This is a genomic window from Janibacter hoylei PVAS-1 (assembly GCF_000297495.1).
GTDB classification, from domain to species: domain Bacteria; phylum Actinomycetota; class Actinomycetes; order Actinomycetales; family Dermatophilaceae; genus Janibacter; species Janibacter hoylei.
Window position 1 is genome coordinate 26,678 of record NZ_ALWX01000014.1, and the last position, 22,093, is coordinate 48,770.

At 71.8% G+C, this 22,093-nt stretch carries 25 protein-coding genes and 2 pseudogenes; 12 read left to right on the plus strand and 15 right to left on the minus strand.

The window, feature by feature from the left end:
• Positions 1-13: 13 nt before the first annotated feature.
• Complete coding sequence (locus B277_RS03355) at positions 14-427, minus strand: RDD family protein (protein ID WP_157986899.1); 414 nt, start codon at positions 425-427, stop codon at positions 14-16.
• A gap of 151 nt (positions 428-578) precedes the next feature.
• Between B277_RS03355 and B277_RS03360 the strand changes: the two genes are divergently transcribed.
• The 4 genes and pseudogenes from B277_RS03360 to B277_RS18740 all read left to right on the plus strand — a co-directional run bounded on the left by B277_RS03360 (position 579) and on the right by B277_RS18740 (position 4,165).
• Positions 579-1,079, plus strand: coding sequence for a 2Fe-2S iron-sulfur cluster-binding protein (locus B277_RS03360; protein ID WP_007925188.1), 501 nt, complete (start codon positions 579-581; stop codon positions 1,077-1,079).
• A complete protein-coding gene (locus tag B277_RS03365; protein WP_007925193.1) occupies positions 1,076-2,065 on the plus strand; it encodes an FAD binding domain-containing protein in 990 nt (329 codons plus the stop codon). Before B277_RS03360 ends, B277_RS03365 begins: the two co-directional genes overlap by 4 nt.
• A gap of 23 nt (positions 2,066-2,088) precedes the next feature.
• A pseudogene (locus B277_RS03370) lies at positions 2,089-3,570 on the plus strand (xanthine dehydrogenase family protein molybdopterin-binding subunit); the annotation flags it as partial.
• Between the two features lie 43 nt (positions 3,571-3,613).
• On the plus strand, positions 3,614-4,165 hold the full coding sequence (locus tag B277_RS18740; RefSeq protein WP_238539365.1) for a molybdopterin cofactor-binding domain-containing protein: 552 nt from the start codon (positions 3,614-3,616) through the stop codon (positions 4,163-4,165).
• A 132-nt stretch (positions 4,166-4,297) separates the two neighbouring features.
• Here B277_RS18740 and B277_RS03375 read toward each other — a convergent pair whose 3' ends face one another.
• Positions 4,298-4,750 carry an SRPBCC family protein gene (locus B277_RS03375; protein WP_007925195.1) on the minus strand — a complete coding sequence of 151 codons (453 nt, stop codon included), beginning with the start codon at positions 4,748-4,750 and terminating at the stop codon, positions 4,298-4,300.
• A 135-nt stretch (positions 4,751-4,885) separates the two neighbouring features.
• A pseudogene (locus B277_RS03380) lies at positions 4,886-5,878 on the minus strand (NADH:flavin oxidoreductase); the annotation flags it as partial.
• A 253-nt stretch (positions 5,879-6,131) separates the two neighbouring features.
• On the opposite strand from B277_RS03380, the gene B277_RS03385 reads away from it, so the two are divergent.
• Together B277_RS03385 and B277_RS03390 are read left to right on the plus strand one after the other, a co-directional pair.
• Complete coding sequence (locus B277_RS03385; protein WP_007925198.1) at positions 6,132-7,181, plus strand: LLM class flavin-dependent oxidoreductase; 1,050 nt, start codon at positions 6,132-6,134, stop codon at positions 7,179-7,181.
• A 24-nt stretch (positions 7,182-7,205) separates the two neighbouring features.
• Positions 7,206-7,850 (plus strand): NAD(P)-dependent oxidoreductase, encoded by a 645-nt coding sequence (locus B277_RS03390; protein WP_007925199.1) that lies wholly within the window; start codon positions 7,206-7,208, stop codon positions 7,848-7,850.
• On the opposite strand, the gene B277_RS17285 is transcribed toward B277_RS03390, so the two are convergent.
• From B277_RS17285 to B277_RS03400, 3 genes are read right to left on the minus strand one after another with little or no spacing between them, the layout of a single operon-like run.
• Positions 7,834-8,052, minus strand: a complete 219-nt coding sequence (locus B277_RS17285; protein ID WP_051987832.1) for a protein-tyrosine phosphatase family protein — start codon at positions 8,050-8,052, stop codon at positions 7,834-7,836. The genes B277_RS03390 and B277_RS17285 overlap by 17 nt on opposite strands.
• A gap of 46 nt (positions 8,053-8,098) precedes the next feature.
• Positions 8,099-9,412, minus strand: coding sequence for an ADP-ribosylglycohydrolase family protein (locus B277_RS17290; protein WP_128276873.1), 1,314 nt, complete (start codon positions 9,410-9,412; stop codon positions 8,099-8,101).
• The gene (locus tag B277_RS03400) at positions 9,412-10,197 is read right to left on the minus strand and encodes a T3SS (YopN, CesT) and YbjN peptide-binding chaperone 1 (RefSeq protein WP_040880700.1); all 786 of its coding nucleotides are present in this window, start codon (positions 10,195-10,197) and stop codon (positions 9,412-9,414) included. Before B277_RS03400 ends, B277_RS17290 begins: the two co-directional genes overlap by 1 nt.
• A gap of 79 nt (positions 10,198-10,276) precedes the next feature.
• Here B277_RS03400 and B277_RS03405 point away from each other — a divergent pair, with 79 nt between their 5' ends.
• On the plus strand, positions 10,277-10,966 hold the full coding sequence (locus tag B277_RS03405; RefSeq protein ID WP_007925201.1) for an NUDIX hydrolase: 690 nt from the start codon (positions 10,277-10,279) through the stop codon (positions 10,964-10,966).
• Positions 10,967-11,116: 150 nt separating this feature from the next.
• On the opposite strand, the gene B277_RS03410 is transcribed toward B277_RS03405, so the two are convergent.
• Positions 11,117-11,710: a hypothetical protein gene (locus B277_RS03410; RefSeq protein WP_128276872.1), complete on the minus strand. Its 594-nt coding sequence runs from the start codon at positions 11,708-11,710 to the stop codon at positions 11,117-11,119.
• A gap of 115 nt (positions 11,711-11,825) precedes the next feature.
• Between B277_RS03410 and B277_RS19440 the strand changes: the two genes are divergently transcribed.
• Positions 11,826-11,954: a hypothetical protein gene (locus tag B277_RS19440; RefSeq protein WP_272948427.1), complete on the plus strand. Its 129-nt coding sequence runs from the start codon at positions 11,826-11,828 to the stop codon at positions 11,952-11,954.
• A gap of 188 nt (positions 11,955-12,142) precedes the next feature.
• A complete protein-coding gene (locus B277_RS03415) occupies positions 12,143-12,712 on the plus strand; it encodes a DUF6318 family protein (protein ID WP_128276871.1) in 570 nt (189 codons plus the stop codon).
• Between the two features lie 4 nt (positions 12,713-12,716).
• Here B277_RS03415 and B277_RS03420 read toward each other — a convergent pair whose 3' ends face one another.
• Positions 12,717-13,178: a hypothetical protein gene (locus B277_RS03420; protein WP_007925205.1), complete on the minus strand. Its 462-nt coding sequence runs from the start codon at positions 13,176-13,178 to the stop codon at positions 12,717-12,719.
• 9 nt (positions 13,179-13,187) lie between these two features.
• Between B277_RS03420 and B277_RS03425 the strand changes: the two genes are divergently transcribed.
• From B277_RS03425 to B277_RS03435, 3 genes are all read left to right on the plus strand, one after another.
• Positions 13,188-13,640 (plus strand): hypothetical protein, encoded by a 453-nt coding sequence (locus tag B277_RS03425; RefSeq protein WP_007925208.1) that lies wholly within the window; start codon positions 13,188-13,190, stop codon positions 13,638-13,640.
• A 57-nt stretch (positions 13,641-13,697) separates the two neighbouring features.
• Entirely contained in the window at positions 13,698-14,327 is a 630-nt protein-coding gene (locus B277_RS18110) for a DUF6318 family protein (RefSeq protein ID WP_007925210.1), read from the plus strand.
• A gap of 463 nt (positions 14,328-14,790) precedes the next feature.
• A complete protein-coding gene (locus B277_RS03435) occupies positions 14,791-15,285 on the plus strand; it encodes a hypothetical protein (protein ID WP_156811724.1) in 495 nt (164 codons plus the stop codon).
• Positions 15,286-15,313: 28 nt separating this feature from the next.
• On the opposite strand, the gene B277_RS03440 is transcribed toward B277_RS03435, so the two are convergent.
• Genes B277_RS03440 through B277_RS18745 form a run of 7 tightly spaced genes read right to left on the minus strand, consistent with a single transcriptional unit; the run spans position 15,314 to position 22,026 of the window.
• Positions 15,314-16,255, minus strand: a complete 942-nt coding sequence (locus tag B277_RS03440; protein ID WP_007925213.1) for an NAD(P)H-binding protein — start codon at positions 16,253-16,255, stop codon at positions 15,314-15,316.
• Between the two features lie 7 nt (positions 16,256-16,262).
• Positions 16,263-16,985: a CPBP family intramembrane glutamic endopeptidase gene (locus B277_RS03445; RefSeq protein WP_007925215.1), complete on the minus strand. Its 723-nt coding sequence runs from the start codon at positions 16,983-16,985 to the stop codon at positions 16,263-16,265.
• Positions 16,982-18,361 carry a cryptochrome/photolyase family protein gene (locus B277_RS03450; RefSeq protein ID WP_007925217.1) on the minus strand — a complete coding sequence of 460 codons (1,380 nt, stop codon included), beginning with the start codon at positions 18,359-18,361 and terminating at the stop codon, positions 16,982-16,984. Before B277_RS03450 ends, B277_RS03445 begins: the two co-directional genes overlap by 4 nt.
• Positions 18,358-19,110 (minus strand): SDR family NAD(P)-dependent oxidoreductase, encoded by a 753-nt coding sequence (locus B277_RS03455; RefSeq protein WP_007925226.1) that lies wholly within the window; start codon positions 19,108-19,110, stop codon positions 18,358-18,360. The genes B277_RS03450 and B277_RS03455 overlap by 4 nt, the downstream gene beginning before the upstream one ends.
• Positions 19,107-20,366 (minus strand): SAM-dependent methyltransferase, encoded by a 1,260-nt coding sequence (locus B277_RS03460; RefSeq protein WP_007925227.1) that lies wholly within the window; start codon positions 20,364-20,366, stop codon positions 19,107-19,109. The genes B277_RS03455 and B277_RS03460 overlap by 4 nt, the downstream gene beginning before the upstream one ends.
• Entirely contained in the window at positions 20,363-21,127 is a 765-nt protein-coding gene (locus B277_RS03465) for a DUF1365 domain-containing protein (RefSeq protein ID WP_238148040.1), read from the minus strand. The genes B277_RS03460 and B277_RS03465 overlap by 4 nt, the downstream gene beginning before the upstream one ends.
• Positions 21,124-22,026: an NAD(P)/FAD-dependent oxidoreductase gene (locus tag B277_RS18745; RefSeq protein WP_238539363.1), complete on the minus strand. Its 903-nt coding sequence runs from the start codon at positions 22,024-22,026 to the stop codon at positions 21,124-21,126. Before B277_RS18745 ends, B277_RS03465 begins: the two co-directional genes overlap by 4 nt.
• Positions 22,027-22,093: the final 67 nt, after the last annotated feature.

The window sequence follows — 22,093 nt, forward strand, 5'->3', positions numbered from 1 at the left end:
GGCGAACGTGGGGTCAACGCACGCGGCGCGACTCGTGGGCCGACTCCCAGACGTCGCCGCCCCCCGAGTCCAGCGACAAGAGCGACAGCACGACGAAGATCCCGAGCAGCGGCAACCACCACCGCAGGAGCACCGTGCGCACCGTCCCACCCCACGTGGCCCGCCGCTGGCTACCGACGTGCACGAAGGCGGTGCCCGCCACGAGACAGCCAAGGGTGCGCCCCCTTCGGCACACCGCGCCGTAGAGGAGCGGGACGGCGAAGGCCGACCCGAGCAGCACGAAGACGGCCTGCCCATCGCTCACCTCGACGCTGGCCGCGACCGCCCCGACGAGACCGACGTACCCGACGACGAGCAGGAGCTGGTCGATGGACCAGGCGAGCAGCCGTCGCCACCTCGACGGCCTGGGCAACGGAGCTGAGGACACGACGAGAGGATATGCGCGCGGCCGCCGTAGGGCTCTTCGGCTACGCCGCAGGGTGACGACGGCGGCGGTGCTACCGCCCTTTCCAGGACGCAGGATGTGCCCTCCAGCCGTACGATGAGGTATCGCCCCAACCCCGACGCCAAGGACTGCCATGGAGACCGACATCACCCTCGTGGTCGACGGCGAACGTCGCTCGCTCACGCTCGACACCCGCACGAGCCTGCTCGACGCGCTGCGTGAGCATCTCGGCGTCACCTCGCCCAAGAAGGGCTGCGACCACGGCCAGTGCGGCGCCTGCACCGTCTTGCTCGACGGTCGCCGGGCGACGAGCTGCCTGACCTTCGCCGTCGCCCAGGACGGCGCAGAGGTGGTCACTGCCGCCGGTCTTGCCCGGGACGGGCTCCACCCGGTGCAGCAGGCCTTCGTCGACAACGACGCCTTCCAGTGCGGCTTCTGCACACCCGGCCAGGTGTGCTCCGCGGTCGGGATGCTCGAGGAGCTCGAGCAGGGCAGCCCCAGCTATGTCACCGAGGACCTCACGAGCACCGCCTCCGCGGACGACGACGAGATCCGCGAGCGCATGAGCGGCAACCTCTGCCGCTGCGGGGCCTATGGCGGCATCCGCTCCGCCATCCGGGAGGTCTCGTCGTGAAGCCCTTCGACTACCGCCGCTCAGAGGACGTCGCGGGCGCGATCGCCCTCGCGACGTCCGGCCCGCAGGCGCGCTATCTCGCCGGCGGGACCAACCTGGTCGACCACATGCGTCTGGGCCTGGAGTCACCGCAGCTGCTCGTCGACGTCAGCCGGCTGCCGCTCGACGGCATCGAGGACCTCCCCGACGGTGGCCTGCGCATCGGCGCCACGGTGCGCAACAGCGACCTCGCGGCCGACCCCCGCGTCCGTGAGCGGTACCCCGTCCTCTCTCGTGCCCTGCTCGCCGGGGCCTCGGGACAGCTGCGCAACCTCGCCACCACGGGCGGCAACCTGCTCCAGCGCACCCGCTGCCCGTACTTCCAGGACGTGACGACGCCGTGCAACAAGCGTGAGCCGGGCACCGGCTGCTCCGCGATCGGTGGCTACACCCGTGACCACGCCGTCGTCGGCGCCTCCGACGCCTGCGTCGCCGTCCACCCCTCCGACATGGCCGTCGCAATGCTCGCGCTCGACGCCATCGTGCGCGTCGAAGGACCGGACGGGCCTCGCGAGATCCCCCTCGACGACTTCCACCGCCTGCCCGGCGAACACCCCGAGCGGGACACCGTCCTCGCCGCCGGTGAGCTCATCACCGACGTCGACGTGCCGGCCACCCCCTTCGCCCGTCGCTCCGAGTACCGCAAGGTGCGCGACAGGGCCTCCTACGCCTTCGCCCTCGTCTCGGTCGCCGCGGCCGTCCACGTGGACGAAGGGAGGATCGCCGACCTGCGCATCGCCTGCGGCGGCATCGCCCACAAGCCCTGGCGAGCCCGCGCCGCTGAGGACGCGCTGCGCGGCCGCGCTCCGGACGCGGCGGCCTTCGCCGAGGCAGCCGAGGCGGAGCTCACCGACGCGAGCCCGCTGCCCGACAACGGGTTCAAGATCCCGATGCTGCGCCGGACCATGGTCTCGGTCCTGCGCGACCTCACCGAGGAGGTCCGATGACCGACATGATCACGCCCCGCGCGATGGGCACCGACCGGGCCCGCCACGACGCCGTCGCCAAGGTCACCGGCACCGCGCCCTACGCCGCCGACCACGAGCAGTCTGAGCGGGTGCACCTGCACCCGGTGCAGGCCACCATCGCCCGCGGCCGCATCGCCGACATCGACACCAGCGCCGCCGAGGCGTTGGACGGGGTGATCCTCACCCTGACGCACCTCAACGCCCCGCGGCTCGCGAGCTCCGACGACACCGAGATGCTCATCCTGCAGAGTGACGAGGTCGCCTTCCGCGGTCAGCTCATCGGTGCCGTCGTGGCGCGCACCAGCGAGACGGCCCGCGAGGCCGCCTCCCTCGTGAAGGTCACCTACGAGGAGCAACCCGTCGACGCCACCCTGTCGGCCGAGCGCGACGACCTCTACGCGCCCGACGAGGTCAACGCCGGCCACGAGACGGACACCGCGAGCGGTGACGTGGACGCCACGTTCGAGGCGGCCGAGGTACGGCTCGAGCAGACGTACACGACGCCGATGGAGCACAACAACCCCATGGAGCCGCACACGACGGTGGCCCTGTGGCAGGAGGAGCACCTCACGCTGTGGGACTCCATCCAGGGCGCCCACACCGCGCAATCCGCCCTCGCCCCCCTGCTCGGACTCGAGCCGGAGCAGCTGCGGGTGCTCGCCCCCTTCGTCGGTGGTGGCTTCGGCTCCAAGGGCAAGCCGCACTCCCACGAGGTGCTCGCCGCGATGGCCGCCATGCGGCTGCCCGGCCTGTCGGTCTCCTTCTGCGTGACCCGCCAGCAGATGTTCACCCTCACGGGCTATCGGACCCCGACGATCTCCCGGGTGCGCCTCGGCAGCGACCGGCAGGGTCGGCTGTCGGCGATCTCCCACGACGTCGTCGAGCAGAGCGCGCGACTGTACGAGTTCGCGGAGCAGACGGCCGCACCTACGCGCACGATGTATGCAGCGCCGCACCGCCGCACGACCCACCGGCTCGCGACGCTCGACGTGCCGGTCCCCTTCTGGATGCGCGCGCCCGGTGAGTGCCCGGGCATGCACGCCCTGGAGGTCGCGATGGATGAGCTGGCGATCGCCTGCGAGCTCGACCCGATCGAGCTGCGCGTGCGCAACGACACCGCGATCGACCCGGACACCGGCCTGCCCTTCACCCACCGCGACCTCGTCGGGTGCCTGCGCGAGGGAGCGCGGCGGTTCGGCTGGGCCGACCGCGACCCGCGACCGGGACGACGGGAGGGCGACTGGTTCGTCGGGACCGGCGTCGCCGCGTCGACCTACCCGGCACTGATGATGACGGGCAACGTGGCCCGCGTGACGTACGACGGCGATCGATACCGCGTGGAGATCGGGGCGACGGACATCGGCACCGGGACGTGGACCGCCCTCGCGCAGATCGCCGCCGACGCGCTCGAGTGCCCGGTCGAAGACGTTGATCTGCGGATCGGCGACAGCGACCTGCCGACGGGCAGCCTCGCGGGTGGCTCGACAGGTATCTCCTCCTGGGGCACGACCGTCGTCACCGCGGCGCGTGCCTTCCGCGCGGAGCACGGGCGCACGCCCGCCGCGGGGGGCGACGACGCAGGCGGAGCAGCCGGAGAGCGATCTCACCGAGCGCTTCGCGCCGCACTCCTTCGGGGCGCAGTTCGCCGAGGTGCGGGTGCACGCCGACACCGGCGAGGTGCGGGTGCCGCGCATGCTCGGCGTCTTTTCCGTCGGGCGGGTCATCAACCCGCGCACCGCGCGCTCCCAGCTGACCGGCGCGATGGTCATGGGCCTGTCGATGGCCCTGCACGAGCACAGCGTGCTCGACGAACGCTGGGCTCACGTCGTCAACCACGACCTCGCCGGCTATCACGTCGCCGCGCACGCGGACGTCGCCGACATCGAGGCGGTGTGGCTGGACGAGACCGACGAGCACATCAACCCGATGGGCTCGCGCGGCGTCGGCGAGATCGGCATCGTGGGTGCCTCGGCAGCGGTGGCCAACGCGACCTATCACGCCACCGGTATACGGGTGCGTGAACTTCCGCTGACGCCCGACCTCTTCCTCAGGGGCGACCCGCAGAGCGTGGCGCGGTAGGCGCACCGCCGCTCAGGCGCTCTCCGCGAGGGCCCGTCGAGCCCGTCGACGCCGGCTGAGCCCCAGAGGCCGGCGCGACACGAAGGCCGCTCGGCTCCCCTCGACGGGCAGACCGCGCGCGAGAACTCCTCGTCAGCGCGTCTGCGTCCTGCCGGCGCGCCCCTCCACGAGCAGGCGCAGCCGGCGAAGGGTCTCGGAGTTGCGCCACTTCAGGCCGGGCTGTCGCGCGATCCCGGGCACGAGGAGACCCGGCCCGGAGACCACGTCCTCGACCATCGTCACCTCGGTCCGGTCGTCGACCGGGGTCACTGTGATGTGCACCTTGGCCTCACCCATCGGCCAGGCGCGAGCACGCAGGGTGATGGACTCGTGCGGCTGCTGGGCCAGCACGCGTGTGTGGTCGTGGATCAATGCGGGCCACGCGCCCACCGAGTGGTGGATGCGGCTGCCGACAGCGGGCCAGTCCGGGTCGACGTCGCGCATGCGCGAGGCGCCGACGACCCACAGCGGGTAGAGCCAGCCGTCACTCAGCACCGACCAGACGTCGTCGATCGAGGCGTTGATGACCGTGGTGTTCTCACTCATACCCAGCTCCTACGGGTTGGCGGGGGTGTCGACCCCGAGTCTCGTCGCGGGTGCGGTGTGGTGCAACCTGTCGACGTCGGCCCTCTCGCGCACCATGGTGCCGCCCGTACGCCGCCACCATGGGGCGGTCGCCGCTCAGCCGGCCACGAAGTCCGGCCACCCCGCATCGAGGTACTCCACGAAGGTCTCGCTGACCCGCTCGCGGTGCAGGTGCTCGCGGGTCACCGGCAGCGCCGCCATGGTGAAGGCGTCGTCGTCGGCGGAGCGCTTCGGGAAGTCGTGGTGCACGATCGCCGCCCGGCCGATGTCGACGAAGTCGGCCCCCTTCGACAGGCACCAGCGCGCCTGCTGCGCGGAGCGGATCTTGCCCGCCACGCCGAGCCGGGTCTCGCCGCGCTCGAGGCCGGTGAAGGCGTCGATGAGCAGGTCACCCTCGTCGTCGACGGTCAGGAAGGCGTCCCACAGCGACATGTCGAGGTAGTCGACGAGCCCGGAGTCGAGGACCTGCTGGGCGACGGCGACACCTTCGTCGAGGACGATGCCGTTGCCCTGTGGGGTGAGCCGCAGCCCGACCTGGAAGTCGGGGCGCGTGCGCTCGCGGATCCCGCGGAGGACCTCGAAGAGCATCCGCGAGCGGTCCTCGAGCGACCCGCCGTAGCCGTCGGTGCGATGGTTGTGGCGTCCGTCGAGGAACTGGCAGATGAGGTAGCCGTGGGCACCATGGACCTCGACGCCGTCGAAGCCGGCGCGCTCGGCTCGCTGCGCCCCGAGGACGAAGTCCTCGACCGCCTGCTGCACCTCCCCGGTCGACAGGGCACGGATGTCCTTGTCCAAGTCGTCCCACGGAGCGACGTTCGGCACACCGGTGACGGCCGGGTCGGAGCGTCGACCGCCGTGGTGCAGCTGCACCGAGGAGACGCTGCCGGCGGCCCGGATGCCGTCGGCCAGGCGGGTCAGGCCCTCCAGGTGCCTCTCGTCGCTGATCCCGAGCTGACCCGCCCAGGCCTGCCCCGCGGGGGCCACGTAGGTCGCGCAGGTCATCGTCAGGCCGAATCCTCCTTCGGCCCGGGCGACGAGCCAGCGGTACTCGTCCTGCGACAGCGTGCCGTCCGCATGGCTCTGGGTGTTGGTGAGAGGGGGCGAGGGCGAGCCGGTTGGCCCAGGCGGGGCCGTGGGCCAGGTCGAGGCGGTCGTGGAGGGTCATGGCGCCATCCTCGCAAGCCGCCGTCGCACCTCTCCACGAAGGTCGAGATCTGGTGGCGGCCTCCGGACCCGAGCCACGCGGGGTGCCTGCGGGGTGCCGAGTCCACGCCACTCGCCTCCGCGGATACTCCCCGGCCACCCCGGGAATTAGTTGCCGAGACAACTAGTTACACCGGTCATGCATGCCTTCGGATTCTTGAGCTTCGGGCACTACGGGCACGGCAGCGGGCCGGGTGACCCCGACGCCGGTCAGGCACTGCGCGACGCCGTCGAGATCGGAGTCGGTGCCGACGAGATCGGCGTCAACGGCGCCTACTTCCGTGTCCACCACTTCGCGCGGCAGGGCGCGGCGCCCATGCCGGTCCTCTCGGCCATCGCCGCTCGCACCCGGCGCATCGAGGTCGGCACCGGCGTCATCGACATGCGCTACGAGACCCCGCTGCAGCTGGCCGAGGAGGCCGCCGCCCTCGACCTGATCTCCGGAGGCCGGGTCGCGCTCGGCGTGAGTCGGGGGTCACCGGAGCCCGCCCTGCGCGGGTGGGAAGCCTTCGGCCACACCGGTGCTCGCGATCCGCGCGGCGCCGACCGCGCACGCGAGCACTTCGAGACCTTCATGTCCGCGATCCGCGGCGACCAGGTCGTCGACGCCGACCCGACGCAGGGCCCCGCCGGCCGGCTGCGGGTCGAGCCGCACTCCCCCGGCCTCGACCGCCGCATCTGGTGGGGGGCCGGCAGCCGCGAGACCGCCGAGTGGGCCGCCCGCCAGGGGGTCAACCTCATGAGCTCGACGCTGCTCACCGAGGCGACCGGAGCCTCCTTCGCCGATCTGCAGGCCGAGCAGATCGCGCTCTACCAGGCCGCATGGCGCGAGGCCGGCCACGACTGGGCGCCGCGGGTGTCGGTCTCCCGCAGCATCTTCCCGATCGTCAGCGACCTCGACCGGCACTTCTTCGGCCTGCAGGGCCAGGGCAGCAGCGACCAGGTCGGCATGATCGACGGCTTCCGCTCGACCTTCGGCAAGACCTACGCCGCCGAGCCCGACCAGCTCGTCGAGCAGCTCAAGGCCGACGCGGCCATCGCTGCCGCCGACACCGTCATGCTCACCATCCCGAGCCAGCTCGGCGTCGACTACAACCTGCACATCCTCGACTCCTTCGCCCAGCACGTCGCCCCCGAGCTCGGGTGGCGCCGCAACAGCGACGGCCCCGTCGAGCCCCTCCCCGCCTGACCAACCCCAACCGATAGGAACACCATGAGCACCATCGTCATCTTCGGCGGCACCGGCTACGCCGGCGGCAACATCGCCCGCGAAGCCGCCTCCCGCGGCCACCAGGTCATCTCCTACAGCCGCACCGCCCCGGCCGAGCAGGCCGAAGGCGTCGAGTACCGCACCGGCTCCCTGACCGACGACGTCGTCCTCGCGCAGGCCGCCACCGACGCCGACGACCTCGTCGTCGCCACGCACGGCGCCGACGTCGGCGGCTCCCCGCTCGTCGACCACGTCGCCCGGCTCACCGCTGCCGCCATCGAGCACGGTGCCCGCCTCTCCTTCGTCGGCGGTGCCGGCTCACTCCACGTGACGAAGGGCGGTCCCCGCCTCGTCGACACCCCGGACTTCCACGACGACTGGAAGCCCGAGGCCCTCTCCCACGCCAAGGTGCTCGACGCCCTGCGCGCCGGCCCGCAGGAGCTCGACTGGTTCTACGTCTCCCCGGCCGCGCTCTTCGGCTCCTTCGCCCCCGGCGAGACGACTGGCAGCTACCGGCTCGGCGGCGACGAGCTCGTCACCGACGCCGAGGGCAACTCGGAGATCTCCGGCACGGACTTCGCCCTGGCCTTCGTCGACGAGATCGAGCAGGGCAAGCACCGCCGGCAGCGGTTCACCGTCGCCCACTGACCCCCTGCGCGTAGCTCTCCAGCGCCGCCCGGAATCCCCGGTTGGGCGACGCCTCCGGCAGCGCGGCGACGACCTCCCGCGTCGCCGTCTCGAGGTCGACCCCGAGTTCCAGCGCGTGGGCGATGCCCACGGTGGGCGTGCGGGACTGGGCCGCGACGCAGTGGATGAGCACCCGGTGGCCTTCGGCCCGAAGGGAGGCCACCGTGCGGGCCGCGTCGGTGAGGACGGCGTCGAGGTTGGGGTTGGCCTCAGGCCCCTGGCTCGTCGATGAGGCGGAAGGGCACGTGCACCATGCCCGCCGGCACCTGCCGTGAGCCGGTGAGGCAGAGACTGACCACCGCGGTGATCTCCTCGGGCAGCTCGTCGAGGGCCAGCACGTTGCCGAGCCAGACGCCGTCGTCGAAGGGGTGCCGCACGAGGACCGAGCGGCGGGCCTGGTGGTAGTCGATGCGCTCCACCCCGGGCCAGCCGTAGGCATTGGGGCGGCCACCCCGCACGGCCAGGGTGGCCGCCTCGGCGAGGTCCTCCGCAGTGCGCCCCGGGTAGCCGTGCACGATCCGACGCCACTCGGCCGGGACCGCGGACGCACCCCACCGAGCGGCGAGCAGGCCGCCGGCGATCGCCGCGACCGTGTCGGTGTCGTTGCCGATGCGGATCGCGGTGTCGAGCGTGTGCTGGAGGTGCCGGCAGGGCATCTCGTCGGGCACCGGCGTGTGGCGGATCGCCGACCACGCAGCCTGGAACGCGGTGACGACATAACCGTTGGGCGTGAAGGTCGCCGGCTCCTGTGCCTCGGCCTCGGTGATGCGGGCGGTCCAGAAGCCCTGCGCTTCGTCGGACAGGTACGGCAGCCCGACCTGTACGTCGAGCTCCCCCTCGAGCACCGCGTGCCGGATCGCGTGCGACCACAGCGCGCACGCCTGCCCCGCGCGCTCGTCCGTGTGGGTCAGCGCCGAGACCGCCTCAGCGGCCGCCGTGAGGCGCTGCGGGTCGTCGAGGTGCGCCAGCGCGACCGGTGAAGTGCGCATCAGCGAGCCGTTGCCGCCGGTGCGGCCAGTCCGAGCGTGCAGGTCCGCGGCGGCCTGGGCCATGCGGGTGGCGAGGGGCTCGTCCGGTCCCTGAGGAGGCGCGCCAGCGCCGTCTCGAAGGGACTCCCTTCGAGACGCTTGCAGAGCAAGCTCCTCAGGGAGCGAGGTCTGACGGGGCGATGCGTGACGGGGCGAGGTGTGGCGGAGCGAGGAGAGGACCTGGCGGGTCTGGGTGCCGATGTCGGCCGGGCTGGAGGCGTACCAGTCGAGGAAACCCTGGGCGACCTCGTCCAGCGCTTCCGGGGAGGCGAGGTCCACCCCCTTCGCCGCGGCTGCGAGGACCGGCCAGGTCATGGCCGTGTCGTCGGTCCACTCGCCCGGGGCGAAGTTGCCGAGGCCGCCGCCGATCATGGCGGGACCGTCGGGTCCGACTGCGGCGCAACCGAACTCGTAGCCGGCGCCAAGGGCATCGCCCACCGCGGAGCAGAGAGGGGCACCGCAGGCGCGGTCCATCTGTGCACTGGTGAGTCGCATCAGGCCACCTCTCCCCCGACGCGCAGCGCCAGGTCGTCTCGGGTCGTCATGGCGTCGAGGAAGACCGCCATGGTCGTCATCAGGTGGTGCGGGGCGAAGGGCATGGTCTCGACCGTCGCCGTCTGGACGATGTCACGACCGATGACCTGCCACCAGATCCACGGGTTGGAGCGGTTGAGGATCCCGACCTCGACCGCGGCCTGCCGGCGCGAGCGCGCCCCGTGGGCCACGCGGGTGCTGATCACGGTGGCCGGCGCATCCGGCAGCACCTGCACCCAGACCCGCTGGCCGAGGTGCTCGAGATAGAGGTCGTCGTCCTCGTCGCGGCCGACGTCGTAGACGCCATTGAGAGCGTCCTCGACGATGTCGACCAGCGCCTCCCGGTCGGTCTCGGCGTACACGTCGGGAGCGGTGCGCAGGCCCCCCGTCCAGGCCAGACCGAGGACCGGCGACATCTGCGCGACCGGACCATCCGCCCTGTGCGTCAGCAGCTGCGGGTGCGGCACGCCGACGATGTTGCGCAGCACCATGATCGCCCGGTGGACGAGCGGCTCCCGCCCGATCGCGTGGTTTTCGGTGTACTCGTCGTCACCGACGGTCGCGCAGAGCGCGCCGCTCTGCATGCGGAAGGCCACCATCGGGACCTCCACCTGCTCCCCCACCTCGAGGACCAGCCGGTCCTGCGGGTGCGCCATCGCCTCGACGAGCGTCAGCAGCTTGCGCTCGAAGGCCTTCCACGCGGCGTGGATCTCCTCGACGCCCGCCGCCATCTCCTGCTCGGTCATGGTCATCACATCCCCTCCCATTCATTTAACCCCTTGAATGAGCTAACTATAACACCTCAACCGCGCTAAAGTGCACGACATGGCTCGCCGCACCCTCGACAGCTACCCCCGCCCCGGCGTCACCGTGGACCTCGCGGTCCTCACGGTCACCGACCCGGGCACCGACGACGCGGCCCTGCGGGTCCTGGTCCAGGAGCGCACCGACCCGGACGGCCGGGTGCTGCCCGGCCGATTCCTCCGCGAGCGGCACACCATCGACGAGACCGTGCGCGAGGTCTTCGAGCACAAGGTCGGCGTGCGCCCGACCGAGGTCACGCCCCCGCGCCTGCTGCGCCTCTTCGACGCACCCGACCGCGACGACCGCACGTGGGCGATCTCGGTCGCCTACTCCGTCTCCATGCCCGAGCTCGAGCTGACGGGAGCGAAGGGAGAGCTCCTCCCCGTCGACGAGGTGGCCGCCGCGACCGGCCGGGACATGCTCTGGGACCACGACGAGATCGTCTCTGCCGCAGTCGAATCGCTGCGCGAGCGCTACGAGTTCCGCTACCGCAACGACAGCCCCCCGCCGGACCCCGACGGCTTCCTCCCGCAGCCCTTCACGCTCCACCAGCTGCGCAAGGTGCACGAGGCCGTCATCGGCGAAGAGCTGCACAAGGACAACTTCGCCCGACGGATGAAGCCCCAGCTCACGCCCGTGACCCGAGGCGGCGAGGTCGTCCGGTCGGCCGCCCAGCGAGGCCGCCCGGCGACGCTCTACCGCATCGCCTAGCGGCCTCGGGCGTCGAGCGACACCCGGGGCAGGTGGACGCGACGCACCCCGCAGGAGGAGATGGCTCAGCTCGACCCGCGACGTACCGGCGGCTCGCCGGTCGCCCCTGCCCTGCTGATCACCTGACGGTGCCCCACGGTCGGGTCCGGCTCAGGTGGTAAGCCGGGTGATCACCACCAGGACGGCTGCCATGACGGCCACGCCGACCACGACGGCGAGCGTGATGGCGAGCGGTCGGTGCACCCACTGCCACCGCAGCAGTCGAGGCCACCGCCGGCGCACGTCCTCCACGCTCTGCCCGGCGACGACGTTGTGGCTGCGGCCGGCCATGACGAGGGCGTCGATCGTCTCCGGCGGCCACAGGCTGGTCTGCCACCGGCGCAGGCAGCGGCCATCATCGCCCAGCAGCCCGACGAGGCCACCAACGCCGCTCAGCTGCAGCTCGCGCACGACGACGACCTCGGCGATGGCCGAGCGCGGGATGACCCGGGTGCCCACCAGACCACGCTCGCGCACCTCAGTGGGTGTGATCGTCACGGTGCGCTGAGTCTCCCGGGCCGTGACGACGGTGAAGAGGCCGACGACGAGCAGGACGGCCAGGATCCCCTGCCACCACGGAGCCTTGACGACGGCGGGCAGGATCGCGAAGAACACCCCGACCCCGGTCATGACGACGAAGGAGGCCGGGCTCACCCCTCCGGGCAGGACTCGACGGCCCTCATGGTGGCCGGGCTGCACAGACATGGCGCCATCATCGCAAGGAGCACGCCCCCGGGCAGGAGGGTCAAGATCCGGTCTCGACTGGCGCGGGCTGGCGGTTCGGCACGCCCCGCGGGCCGGGTGGTGCCACCGTGGAGGTATGGATCTCACTTGGGTCGCCCTCTCGGCGACCGGACTGCTGTCCATCGCGGGGCTCCCCTTTGCGATGGCCTGGGTGGAGCGGACCCTGATGACGGGCCCGACCCACGTCGAGCAGCCGCCCCGCTGACCCGCCGCGCGCCACACTCCGCCGGCCGACCGGCGGGGCGATCGGTCGTCACCTCCCCCGACATGGCAGGACCCAGACCGATCAGTACCGTGGACGGCAGTTGTGCAGGGCGGTGGACACGCCCTGCCCGTCGACGAAGGGGATGACACGTGCGTTTTCATCGGGGGGCTGCCGCCAGCGCGGCTGCCATGACCGTGGCCGTCGCGCTCACTGCGTGCGCCGAGGACACGAGCACCGCAGGCGGCTCGGACCCGACGTCCACGGCCGTATCCAGCGAGTCCGGCAGCACATCGAGCTCGCCCTCCGCGAGCGGGTCGAGCACGTCGGACGCCATCGTGGTCGACACGGGCAACATGCTGCCCCCGGTCGCCGGGCACAAGACGCGCTCGGGCGCCGAGACCTTCGCATATCACTACGTCGACGTCCTCGGCCGGGCGGGCGAGTCCGGAGACACGACGACGCTGGAGTCCCTGGGCGCGAGCGACTGCACGGCCTGCGACGACGCCGTGGCCCAGATCGATGCCGATCACAGCAAGGGGCAGACCCTCAGCACCAACCCCTACACCATCACCGAGGTCAAGGCCACGGGCGACCCGAGGGCGAGCGTGGAGGTCACGCTCGACGTGAAGGTCAAGGCGCACGAGCGGGTCGACTCCTCCGGCAAGACCGTGGAGTCCGTCGACGCGGAGAGCCAGACCGTGACGGCTCAGCTCGAGTGGTCGGACGGCTGGGAGATGAAGGCCTGGACCGTCAGCTGACCCGTCAGCGCGTGCCCGCGTAGACCGCGGTCTTGACCCGCGTCGACGTCGGCTTGCCCTGGTCGACGGAGCGATCGACGGTCCACGCGGCGGCATCGCTGTCGAAGGTGTCCTCGATCTTTTCGTCCGTCAGCAGCTCGGAGCCGTCGCTGCACGGGTACCAGCTGAACCTCCCCTGCCAGTGCTGACCGTGGTCGTGGCTTGCGACCGCGCACGTCGTGTCGTCGTCGAGGACGACGTACATCGGGATGACCTCCTGGCCGCGCGGGTGCATCTGCCCGTCCCAGTTGTCGACGGTCGGCGAGGTGAAGCGGATCGCCTTGCGCCCCAAGGGGTCGGTGATGCACGTCGTCTTGCCCCCGTCGGCGAAGGTGCAGGCCTTGGCGCTCGCCGCGGTCGGGCCGCAGGTGAAGATCTCGTCCTGCTTCGAAAAGGTCGATTCGGTGAGGCCGCCCCCTGGGCGCACAGGTCGTCCGTGAGCTGCTCCACGGTCCACGAGTCGTCGACCCAGACCGTGGAGATCGTCGTGGCAGCGCCTCCGGTGCTCGAGGAGGTCGATGGCGGGCTCGTCGTCGACGACGACGTCGGCGATGTCGTCGTCGACGTGGTCGCGGTCGCCGAGGTGCTGCTGGACGAGCTCGGCTCAGCTGTCGTGGTCGTCGACGAGGTCGTCGTCGTCCGTGAGCTCGCGGTGCTCGTCTCGGTAGTCCGGGTCGGCGTGTCGGACCCGCAGGCGGTCAGGGCCACGGCGGCCACCGGGACGGCCCACCAGGTGATGCTGCGTCGCATGACTGCTCCCCCTTCGGCCGCAACCCCCTGTCGCAGCCCACCTCCAGCAGACCGGATGTGGCCGGTTGACGCAAGCACCGCGATGGGGTGTGCCTGTGGATCTTCGAGATGCGAAAGGCCGACAAATGGCTACCGTTGATGACAGTTTCAGGGGGCCCGCGACGGCGCGCCTCGCCGTCGACGAAGGGGAGTCCCCGTGCGTTTTCACCGAGGCACCGCCGCCTGCGCAGCCGCTCTGGTCATGGTCAGCGCGCTCGCCGCGTGCGGTGACGAGGAGCCGACCGAGCCCTTCGAGACGAAGGAGCCGACCTCGCAGAGCTCGAGCTCCGGGGCGTCGGGGTCGAGCACATCGGGGTCCGGGTCCTCGAGCAGCGGGTCGAGCTCGAGCGGTGGGACGAGCAGTGATGACCTGCCTGCTGACCTGCCCGAGGAAGCTCGGGAGGAGACGAAGGAGGGCGCGGCAGCTTTCGGGGAGTACTACTTCATGACGTACGGGGAGGCCGCCCACACGGGCGACACCTCCACGCTAAAAGCGCTCGGCGCAACCGATTGCACGATCTGCTCGAATGGCGTCGACAAGATCAAGAACGATGCGGCCAAGGGCTGGACCCGGAGCAAGAACCCATACCACGTCAGCAAGGTCGAGGCCACCAAGCGCCCAGACGAGGGCTACAAGGTCTCCATGTCGGTGAAGGTCGACGAACACGATCGCGTGGACTCCAAGGGCAAGTCCAACGGCACCGTCGAGGCGACGCAGTACACGCTCACCGAGCACGTCGTGTGGAAGAGCGGTCGGTGGCACATCCAAGATTGGGTCGTCACATGACCGAGTCAGTTCATAGATCTTTCGCCTTGACTGCGATCATCGCCGGGATGGTGGCGATGCCACCCGCGCTCACGGGCGACCCGGAAGGCACGCTGACGGACTCGGCGGCTGAACTCTCGGCTGAAACTCACGGGATATCCCCCGGTACGGCCAAGGCGCCGACGCAGGCGGAACTCCCATCCGCCCCCAAGGCACACCCCTGTCAGCCAACATCGCCAAGCCCCACGTCCGAGGAGCAGCGCAGAAGGACAAGATCGAGGTCAAGTACGGCCCCTGCACGCCCGGCACCGCCAACTGCGACGGCGCGCGGACCGGGTGCATCACGCAGTCCGGCGACCCCAACTACTTCGACCCACCCACCGTCACCTACGTCCGGGTCAACAACGGACCCTGGGACGCGGTGCGCGTCTCGTGCGGCGTCCCCGACTCCGTGACCATCCCGGGAGCCCCCAGCGAGCCGCCGGTGACCGTCGCCGTGGAGCCGCCGCCCGTACCAACCTTCGCCCAGATCCAGACCGCCTTCAAGGAGCTGCCCTTCAGCCAACCCAGCGTCTCGGTCCAGCCCAAGGGCATGCGCACCCTCATCAACCTGCCGACGTACTACGAGGCCTCGTGGCCCGACGACGCAGGACTCGAGCCGGGCGAGGTCAGCAAGCCGGTCACGCTGCTGTCGTGGACCGTCGAGTTCAAGATCTCAGCGCGCGACTACCGCTACGACTTCGGCGACGACACGACATCCCGGTGGACGAGCAGCGCCGGCGGCACCTACCCGGACGGCGACGTCACCCACACCTACACGGACACCGGTGACATGGACGTCAAGGTCGACGCCCGCCTCACCGGCCAGTACCGCGTCAACGGCGGCACTTGGCAGGACATCGCGACCACCGCCGACCTCCAGGACGAGCCCGTCGACACCCTCGAGGTCGTCGGCACCCGCACCCGACTGACGAGCTGACGCGCGCGGCCCCCCTGTCGCGTCACGCTCAGCCCATCGCCCGGCGGACGGCGTCGTCGAAGCCGAGCAGACCCCCTTCGGGCACCCCCACGAGGTCGTCGAGGTCCTCCTCGCGGCGGACCACCTCGTGCACGAGGCTGCCGACGAGCGGCTTGGCCACGCCGGCATCGACCGGGGTGATGAGGCTGACCCAGTGGCTGGCGAGCCACGGTGTGAGGACGGGCACCCGGAGGACCAGTCGACGACGCAGTCCGGTGACCGCGGCGAAGCGCTGGATCATCTGCTCGTACGTGAGCACCTCGGGTCCGGCGATGTCGAAGGTCCGGTTGACCTCGGCCGGCAGACTCGCCGCACCCACGAGGTAGTGCAGCGCGTCGTCGACCGCGATCGGCTGGATGCGATTGCGCAACCATCGCGGTGCCACCATGACGGGCAGCCGCTCGGTGAGGTACCGCAGCATGTCGAAGGACACCGAGCCGTCACCGAGGACGACCGCCGCCTGGAGCACCGCGGCAGGCACGGGCCCGTCGAGCAACACCTGACCGACCTCGACGCGCGAGGCGAGGTGCACCGACAGGTCCGCGCCCTCGGGATGGAGCCCGCCGAGGTAGACGATGCGCCCCACCCCGGCCTCGCTCGCCGCCGCGACGAAGCCCTCCGCGAGCTGGCGGTCCCGCCGGGCGAGGTCACCGTGCCCGTCCATCGAGTGCAGCAGGTAGTAGGCGACGTCGGTGCCCGCGAGGGCCCGGCGCAGGTCATCGCCTGATGTCGCGTCGCCTTCGACGACCTCGACGCGGTCGATCCAGTCGCGGCCGCGCAGCCGCTCGCTCGATCGCGTGAGGACCCGCACCGTCCAGCCGTCGTCGAGCAGCCGAGGCACGAGCAGCCCTCCGATGTAGCCGGTTGCGCCGGTGACGAGTGCGGTGCCGGGCTCTTCCGCCGCGGCGGAGGGCGTGGAGTTTTCGGTCATGGGTGGCTTACCTCAGGAGGTCGAGGGCGGGTGGAAGGAGCACGAGCATCGAGCTGGACCAGATGACGTGGGTGATGATCGGGGCGAGCACTCCCCCGGTGACCCGACGCTGGGCCCCGGTGAGCAACCCCAGCAGCAGGGCGGCGAAGGTGAGCATGACGTTACCGGTGGCGGCGGTGACGAGTGTGTAGACGAGGGTCGTCACGGCGAGCGCGTGCCGACCACCGACCGCGGCGAAGAGGGCCCCGCGGAAGAAGAGCTCCTCGCCGACCCCCGTCACGACGGTGATGAGCCAGACAATCGGCAGCGAGCCGTAGCGGGCGTGGTCGAGCACCGCGTCGACCCGGTCGGCCAGCCACGGCACCGCGCCGACGACGACGGCGCCGGCGACGAAGACCCCGACGGAGAGCAGCGCCAGTGCCACGGGCTGCACCACCGGTCGTGCCAGTCCGGAATCGCGCGTGTGCGCCCACCCGAGGTGCAACCTCCCGGCCGCCAGGCCCCCGACCGCCCACACCGCGGCGAGCGCCAGCCCGCCGACGTAGAAGGACTCGTCACCCGGCGGGATGCGCAGGGTGACCGCGAGGACGACCGCCCCGACGATGAGGGTCAGCGCGCTGACCACCCGGCGTCGGCGCACCAGCGCGTCGGGCTCCCGGTGATCACGCGGCACCGGCGCGACAACCGCTGCTGAGATGAATGCCCGCAGCTCCACCACGGGGTGGATCATGCCCGAGTCCGCTCGTACCGGTCCAGCGCCTCACGTCGCTCCTCCGCGTGGTCGACGACCCGCTGCGGGTAGCCGTGCGCATGGCCCTCGTCGTGGTCCCACGGGGAGTGCGCCGTCGCGCCGGGCAGGTGCGCGAGCTCCGGCACCCAGCGGCGCACGTAGGCACCGTCGGGGTCGAATCGCTCGCCCTGCCGCACGGGGTTGAAGACGCGGAAGTACGGCGCCGCGTCCGTCCCGGTGCCGGCGACCCACTGCCAGCCGTGGCTGTTGGAGGCGAGGTCGCCGTCGAGCAGGTGGTCGAGGAAGTGGCGTGCCCCGACCGGCCACCACACGTGCAGGTCCTTGGTGAGGAAGCTCGCGGCGACCATCCGCACCCGGTTGTGCATGAACCCCTCGGCGGCGAGCTGACGCATCCCCGCGTCGACGAAGGGGTACCCGGTGCGCCCTTCGCGCCAGGCCGTGACGAGCCGGTCGGTCTCCGGGCCCTCGTCGTAGGGCAGGTCGGCGAGCGCACCCCGCAGGTCGCGCCAGGCCGAGTCCGGTCGGTGCCAGAGGACGTCGGCGTAGAACTCGCGCCAGGCGAGCTCGGTGACGAAGCGCTGCAGGCCTTCGGAGCCGCCGTCCGGGTGGGCGGCGAGGTCAGCGAGCATCGTGCGCGGGTGGATCTCGCCGTGGGCGAGGTGCACCGACATCCGGCTCGTCGCGTCGAGGTCGGGTCGGTCCCGTGCGGTGCCGTAGTCGGCGAGGTCGTCGTCGAGGAAGGTACGCCACCGCTCCAGGGCGGCCTCCTCCCCGGCCCGTCCGTCGACCGCCTCCTCGTCGGCCGCGGCCAGCACCGCCGGGAGTGCGTCGTCGCCGAGACCCTCGAGCAGGTCGGCCTCGCGCCTCCACTCGACGTCGGGCCGCCCCGCGGGCTCAGGCCAGCCGTGGTCCCGCCAGGCCCGGGCGAAGGGGGTGAAGACCTTGTAGGGCGTGTCCTCACTCGTGCGGACCAGGCCCGGCCCGATGGCGTAGGGGCTGCCGGTCGTCACCAGCTCGCGATCCGAAGCGCTGAGCTCGTCGGCGGCTGCGGCGTCACGTTCGCGCCCCTGCGGGGTCGTGTCCCGGGTGATGTGGACCCGCTCCGCACCCACCGCCTCGGCGACTCGTGGCACGAGGTGGACGGGGTCGCCGACCCGGACCACGAGCGCACCCCCGGTCGCCCCGTGCAGTGCGGCGAGCGAGCGCCGCAGCCGCCGCGCCGGCGGGCGCTCGTCGGCCACCTGGCCCGGCTCGAGCACGACGAGGGGCAGGACCTCCCCTTCGTCGTGGGCGGCGAGGAGCGCCGGGTGGTCGGTGAGGCGCAGGTCCCGGCGAAACCACAGCACGCTCGTCATGCTCGGCCCGCCAGGCGCGACGACAGCACCGTCCAAGCCCGGACGGGCAGGAGGCGGGCGAGCTTCATCGTCACCGCCATGGGCCACGGGAAGACGATCTCGGGTCGGCCCGACTCGAGGCCGTCGGCGATCTCGCGCGCCGCCTCGTCGGCGTCGATGATGAAGGGCATGGGGAAGGAGTTGCTCTCCGTCATCTCCGTCCGGACGAAGCCGGGGCAGACGGTCGTGACGCGAACTCCCTTCGCGGACAAGGACGCTCGCATCGACTCCAGGAGGGTGATCTGGGCCGACTTCGTCGCGGCATAGGCCTCGGCCCCGGAGAGGCCGCGGTATCCGGCGACCGAGGCGACGCCCACGAGGTGACCACGGCCGCGGGCGACCATCTCTGGCACGGTCGCGTCGACGACGTGCCCGAGCCCGAGGAGGTTGACCTCGACGTGCCGGGCGAACTCCTCGGCCTGCCAGTCGGTCGCGTCGAAGGTGTGCCAGTAGCCGGCACACCACACGACGGTGTCGATGGGCCCGATGGTCTCGCCCACCTGCCGTGCCCCCTCGAGCACCGCGGCGTGGTCGGTCACGTCCACCGGCACCGTGGCGAAGCGCCCGCGGGACAGCTCGTCGAGCCGATCCGCCCGGCGCGCGCTCACGGCGACGATCGCGCCGCGCTCGTGCAGCTCCTCGGCGAGAGCCGCGCCGATGCCGCTCGACGCCCCGACGAGCCAGACCCGCTGCCCCACCAGGCTGCTCACAACAGCACCTCGCGCTCGAGGCGGATCTGTGCCACGTCGAGGTAGCCGGCGGCGAAGCCGGCCTCGCAGTAGGCGAGGTAGAACTCCCACGTGCGCCGGAAGGTCTCGTCGAAGCCCGCCGCGGAGATCGTCGGCCACTGCTCCAGGAAGCGCTCGCGCCACCGGCGCAGCGTCACCGCGTAGTCCTGACCGAAGTGGCGCGCGCTCGTCACCCGCAGCGAGGCGTGCCGCTCGGTCGTCTCCTCGATCGCCCGGGTCGAGGGGATCAGACCGCCGGGGAAGATGTGCTTCTGGATCCAGCCGAAGGACCGCCGGGTCGCGAGGTAGCGCTCGTGCGGCATGAGGATCGACTGGATCGCGGCCACCCCTCCGGGGGCGAGCAGGTCGTCGATCGCGCGGAAGTAGGTCGGCCAGTACTCCTCGCCGACCGCCTCGATCATCTCGACGCTGACGATCGCGTCGAACTGCCCGGTCACCTCGCGGTAGTCCTGCAGCCGGACCTCGACCCAGTCGGCGAGCCCGGCAGCCGCGATGCGCTGTCGGGCAAGCTCGGCCTGCTCGCCCGACAGCGTGATCGTCGTGACGTGGGCCCCCCGCCGGGCGGCAGCGATCGCGAGTGACCCCCACCCGGTCCCGATCTCGAGGACCCGGGCGCCGGCCCGCACGTCTGCGGCGTCGAGCACCGCCTCGATCTTGGCGCGCTGCGCGTCGGCCAGGGTCTGCTCGGCCACCGGTCGGCGTTCGTCGAAGATGGCCGAGCTGTAGCTGAGCGTCTCGTCGAGGAAGGCGGCGAAGAGCTCGTTGCTCAGGTCGTAGTGCGCCTCGATGTTGGCGCGCGACCCCGTCAGCGTGTTGCGGGTGGCGGCCGGGATGCGCCGGTCGACGACCCGGCGCATCCGAGCCAGCACCGGCGGCACCAGGGTCGGCAGCCGCTCGGCGAAGGGCACGAGCGCGTCGGCGAGGTCGGTGCCCGGCGCGGCGTCCCAGTCGCCGGCCATGTAGCCCTCGCCCAGACCGATCTTGGGGTGGTGCGCCATCCGCTCGTAGAGCGCGGTGGCGCGCAGCATCCGCAGGGTCGGCGCGGTCGGGTCGTCCGCCGCACCGCCGAGAGCGCTTCCGTCCGGCAGGGTGACCCGCACCGGGACCCGGCCGAGCACGGTGGTGAGGATCGGGCGGGCCAGGTGCGCGCGCACACACCACGGTCGGAGGGAGGGCCGCCGCAGGCACAGCGGTCGGTCGAGGGCGGGGGCAGTCATCTCAGGTCCTCCTGGTGGTGGGGGCTGCGGGGCTGGATGGGCAGGCGCCTGGCCCACAGCCAGACGCCGTGCAGTCGGATCAGGGCGGTGACCCGCCAGGTCATGGGCAGGTGGCGAAGGGCGGTGCGCACCACCGCAGCTCGAGACGCCTGCCGGATCGCCCCGGTGGTCGTCGCCGTGAGCACCCGCTCGCCGTCGCGGTCGAGCGCGACGGTGACCGCGACCCGGTCGGCGTCGAGGTGCATGCGCACATCGTAGGTGCCGCGGGTGTCGTTGAAGGGCGAGACGTAGAACTGCTTGTCGGTGCGCGTACGCCCTCGGTCGTCGAGCTCGAGCAGGTAGGCGTGCCGCTCGCCGTAGGTGTTGTGCACCTCGAGGACCGTGGCGCGCAGCCCTCCGTCGGGCGCGAGGAACCAGTAGACGGTGAGCGGGTCGAAGACGTGCCCGAGGACACGGGCGTGGGTGAGCATGACGATCCGGTCGTCCGCCGCGAGGGTCGTGCCGCGGCGGGCGAGGAACCGCTCGAGGTCGCCGCGGATCCCCCCGCCGAGCCGGCCGTCGTCGAGGTGGCCATCGGCGGTGATGCGGGTGAGGAGCGACAGCGGCCACCGGTGCCGCGGCAGGTCGTCGACATCGACGAGCCACTGGTAGTGCCGGTGGGTGAAGGCGTGCTCCATCGGGGTCCGTCGTCGGTGGCTCACCGTCCCGACGACGAGGCTCGGCAGGGTCGGCAGCGAGATGAGCGTGGGCGCGGTCGTCACCACGACACCCCCAGACGCTGCGCGGCCTCGACCCCCGACCGGCACCCGTCCTCGTGGAAGCCCCACCCCAGGTGCGCCCCGGCGAAGGCGAGCCGGTCGCCGCCGGCGGTGCGCAGGCGGGCGGCAGCAGCGACCGCCTCGCGGGTGAAGACCGGGTGCGCGTAGTCCATCCGAGCGACGACACTCCCTTCGGCGAAGTCGTCAGCGGAGTTGAGCGACACGAGCAGCTGGTCACCGGTCTCGTCGAAGCCCTGCAGCCGGTTCATCCAGTAGGTGACCCGGGGGCGGTCGGCGCCGCCGCACGTGGCGCTGCGGTAGTTCCACGAGGCCCGGGCCCTCGGTGCCGTCGGGAGCAGGCTGGCATCGCGGTGCAGCACGGTCGCGTTGCGGGAGTACCGGATGGCGGCGAGGTCCTCCTCTTCCTGCGGTGTCGCATCGGCGAGCAGCGCGAGCGCCTGGTCCGCGTGGGTCGCGACGACCGCCCGGTCAAAGGACGTGACCCCGGCGGCGGTGCGCACGTCGACGCCGTCGTCGTGTCGCGTCACGGAGGTGACCGGAGCACTGGTGCGCACCTCGCCCAGTCGCGCGGCGAGAGCGTCGACATAGGTGGCGGATCCGCCGACGACGGTGCGCCACGTGGGCGAGCCGGAGACGCTGAGCATGCCGTGGTGCTCGAGGAAGGCGAAGAGGTGCCGGGCGGGGTAGCCGAGCGAGTCATCGTCCCCGGACGACCAGACGCAGGAGACGAGCGGGAGCGCGAAGTGCGCCACGAAGTACGACGAGAAGCCGCCCTCCTCGAGGAACTCGCCCCACGTCGGGTCGTGCGGGGACCTCCCTTCCGCCGGTCCGTGCAGGAGGGCTCGTGCGGCCCGGTGGAAGCGCGGGATCTCCCAGAGCATCCGCACGAAGCGGGGGGTCGGCCGCCCGTCGTGGCTGGGCGAGCACCGCTGCTGGGCCGCGTCCCCC

What these genes read in the sequence shown, in the direction of transcription:
- B277_RS03360 (WP_007925188.1), top strand. Translation starts at nt 579, where the DNA reads ATGGAGACCGACATCACCCTCGTGGTCGACGGCGAACGTCGCTCGCTC.
- B277_RS03375 (WP_007925195.1), bottom strand. Translation starts at nt 4,750, where the DNA reads ATGAGTGAGAACACCACGGTCATCAACGCCTCGATCGACGACGTCTGG.
- B277_RS03385 (WP_007925198.1), top strand. Translation starts at nt 6,132, where the DNA reads ATGCATGCCTTCGGATTCTTGAGCTTCGGGCACTACGGGCACGGCAGC.
- B277_RS03390 (WP_007925199.1), top strand. Translation starts at nt 7,206, where the DNA reads ATGAGCACCATCGTCATCTTCGGCGGCACCGGCTACGCCGGCGGCAAC.
- B277_RS17290 (WP_128276873.1), bottom strand. Translation starts at nt 9,412, where the DNA reads ATGCGACTCACCAGTGCACAGATGGACCGCGCCTGCGGTGCCCCTCTC.
- B277_RS03400 (WP_040880700.1), bottom strand. Translation starts at nt 10,197, where the DNA reads ATGACCGAGCAGGAGATGGCGGCGGGCGTCGAGGAGATCCACGCCGCG.
- B277_RS03405 (WP_007925201.1), top strand. Translation starts at nt 10,277, where the DNA reads ATGGCTCGCCGCACCCTCGACAGCTACCCCCGCCCCGGCGTCACCGTG.
- B277_RS03410 (WP_128276872.1), bottom strand. Translation starts at nt 11,710, where the DNA reads ATGTCTGTGCAGCCCGGCCACCATGAGGGCCGTCGAGTCCTGCCCGGA.
- B277_RS19440 (WP_272948427.1), top strand. Translation starts at nt 11,826, where the DNA reads ATGGATCTCACTTGGGTCGCCCTCTCGGCGACCGGACTGCTGTCCATC.
- B277_RS03415 (WP_128276871.1), top strand. Translation starts at nt 12,143, where the DNA reads ATGACCGTGGCCGTCGCGCTCACTGCGTGCGCCGAGGACACGAGCACC.
- B277_RS03440 (WP_007925213.1), bottom strand. Translation starts at nt 16,255, where the DNA reads ATGACCGAAAACTCCACGCCCTCCGCCGCGGCGGAAGAGCCCGGCACC.
- B277_RS03445 (WP_007925215.1), bottom strand. Translation starts at nt 16,985, where the DNA reads ATGATCCACCCCGTGGTGGAGCTGCGGGCATTCATCTCAGCAGCGGTT.
- B277_RS03450 (WP_007925217.1), bottom strand. Translation starts at nt 18,361, where the DNA reads ATGACGAGCGTGCTGTGGTTTCGCCGGGACCTGCGCCTCACCGACCAC.
- B277_RS03460 (WP_007925227.1), bottom strand. Translation starts at nt 20,366, where the DNA reads ATGACTGCCCCCGCCCTCGACCGACCGCTGTGCCTGCGGCGGCCCTCC.
- B277_RS18745 (WP_238539363.1), bottom strand. Translation starts at nt 22,026, where the DNA reads ATGCTCTGGGAGATCCCGCGCTTCCACCGGGCCGCACGAGCCCTCCTG.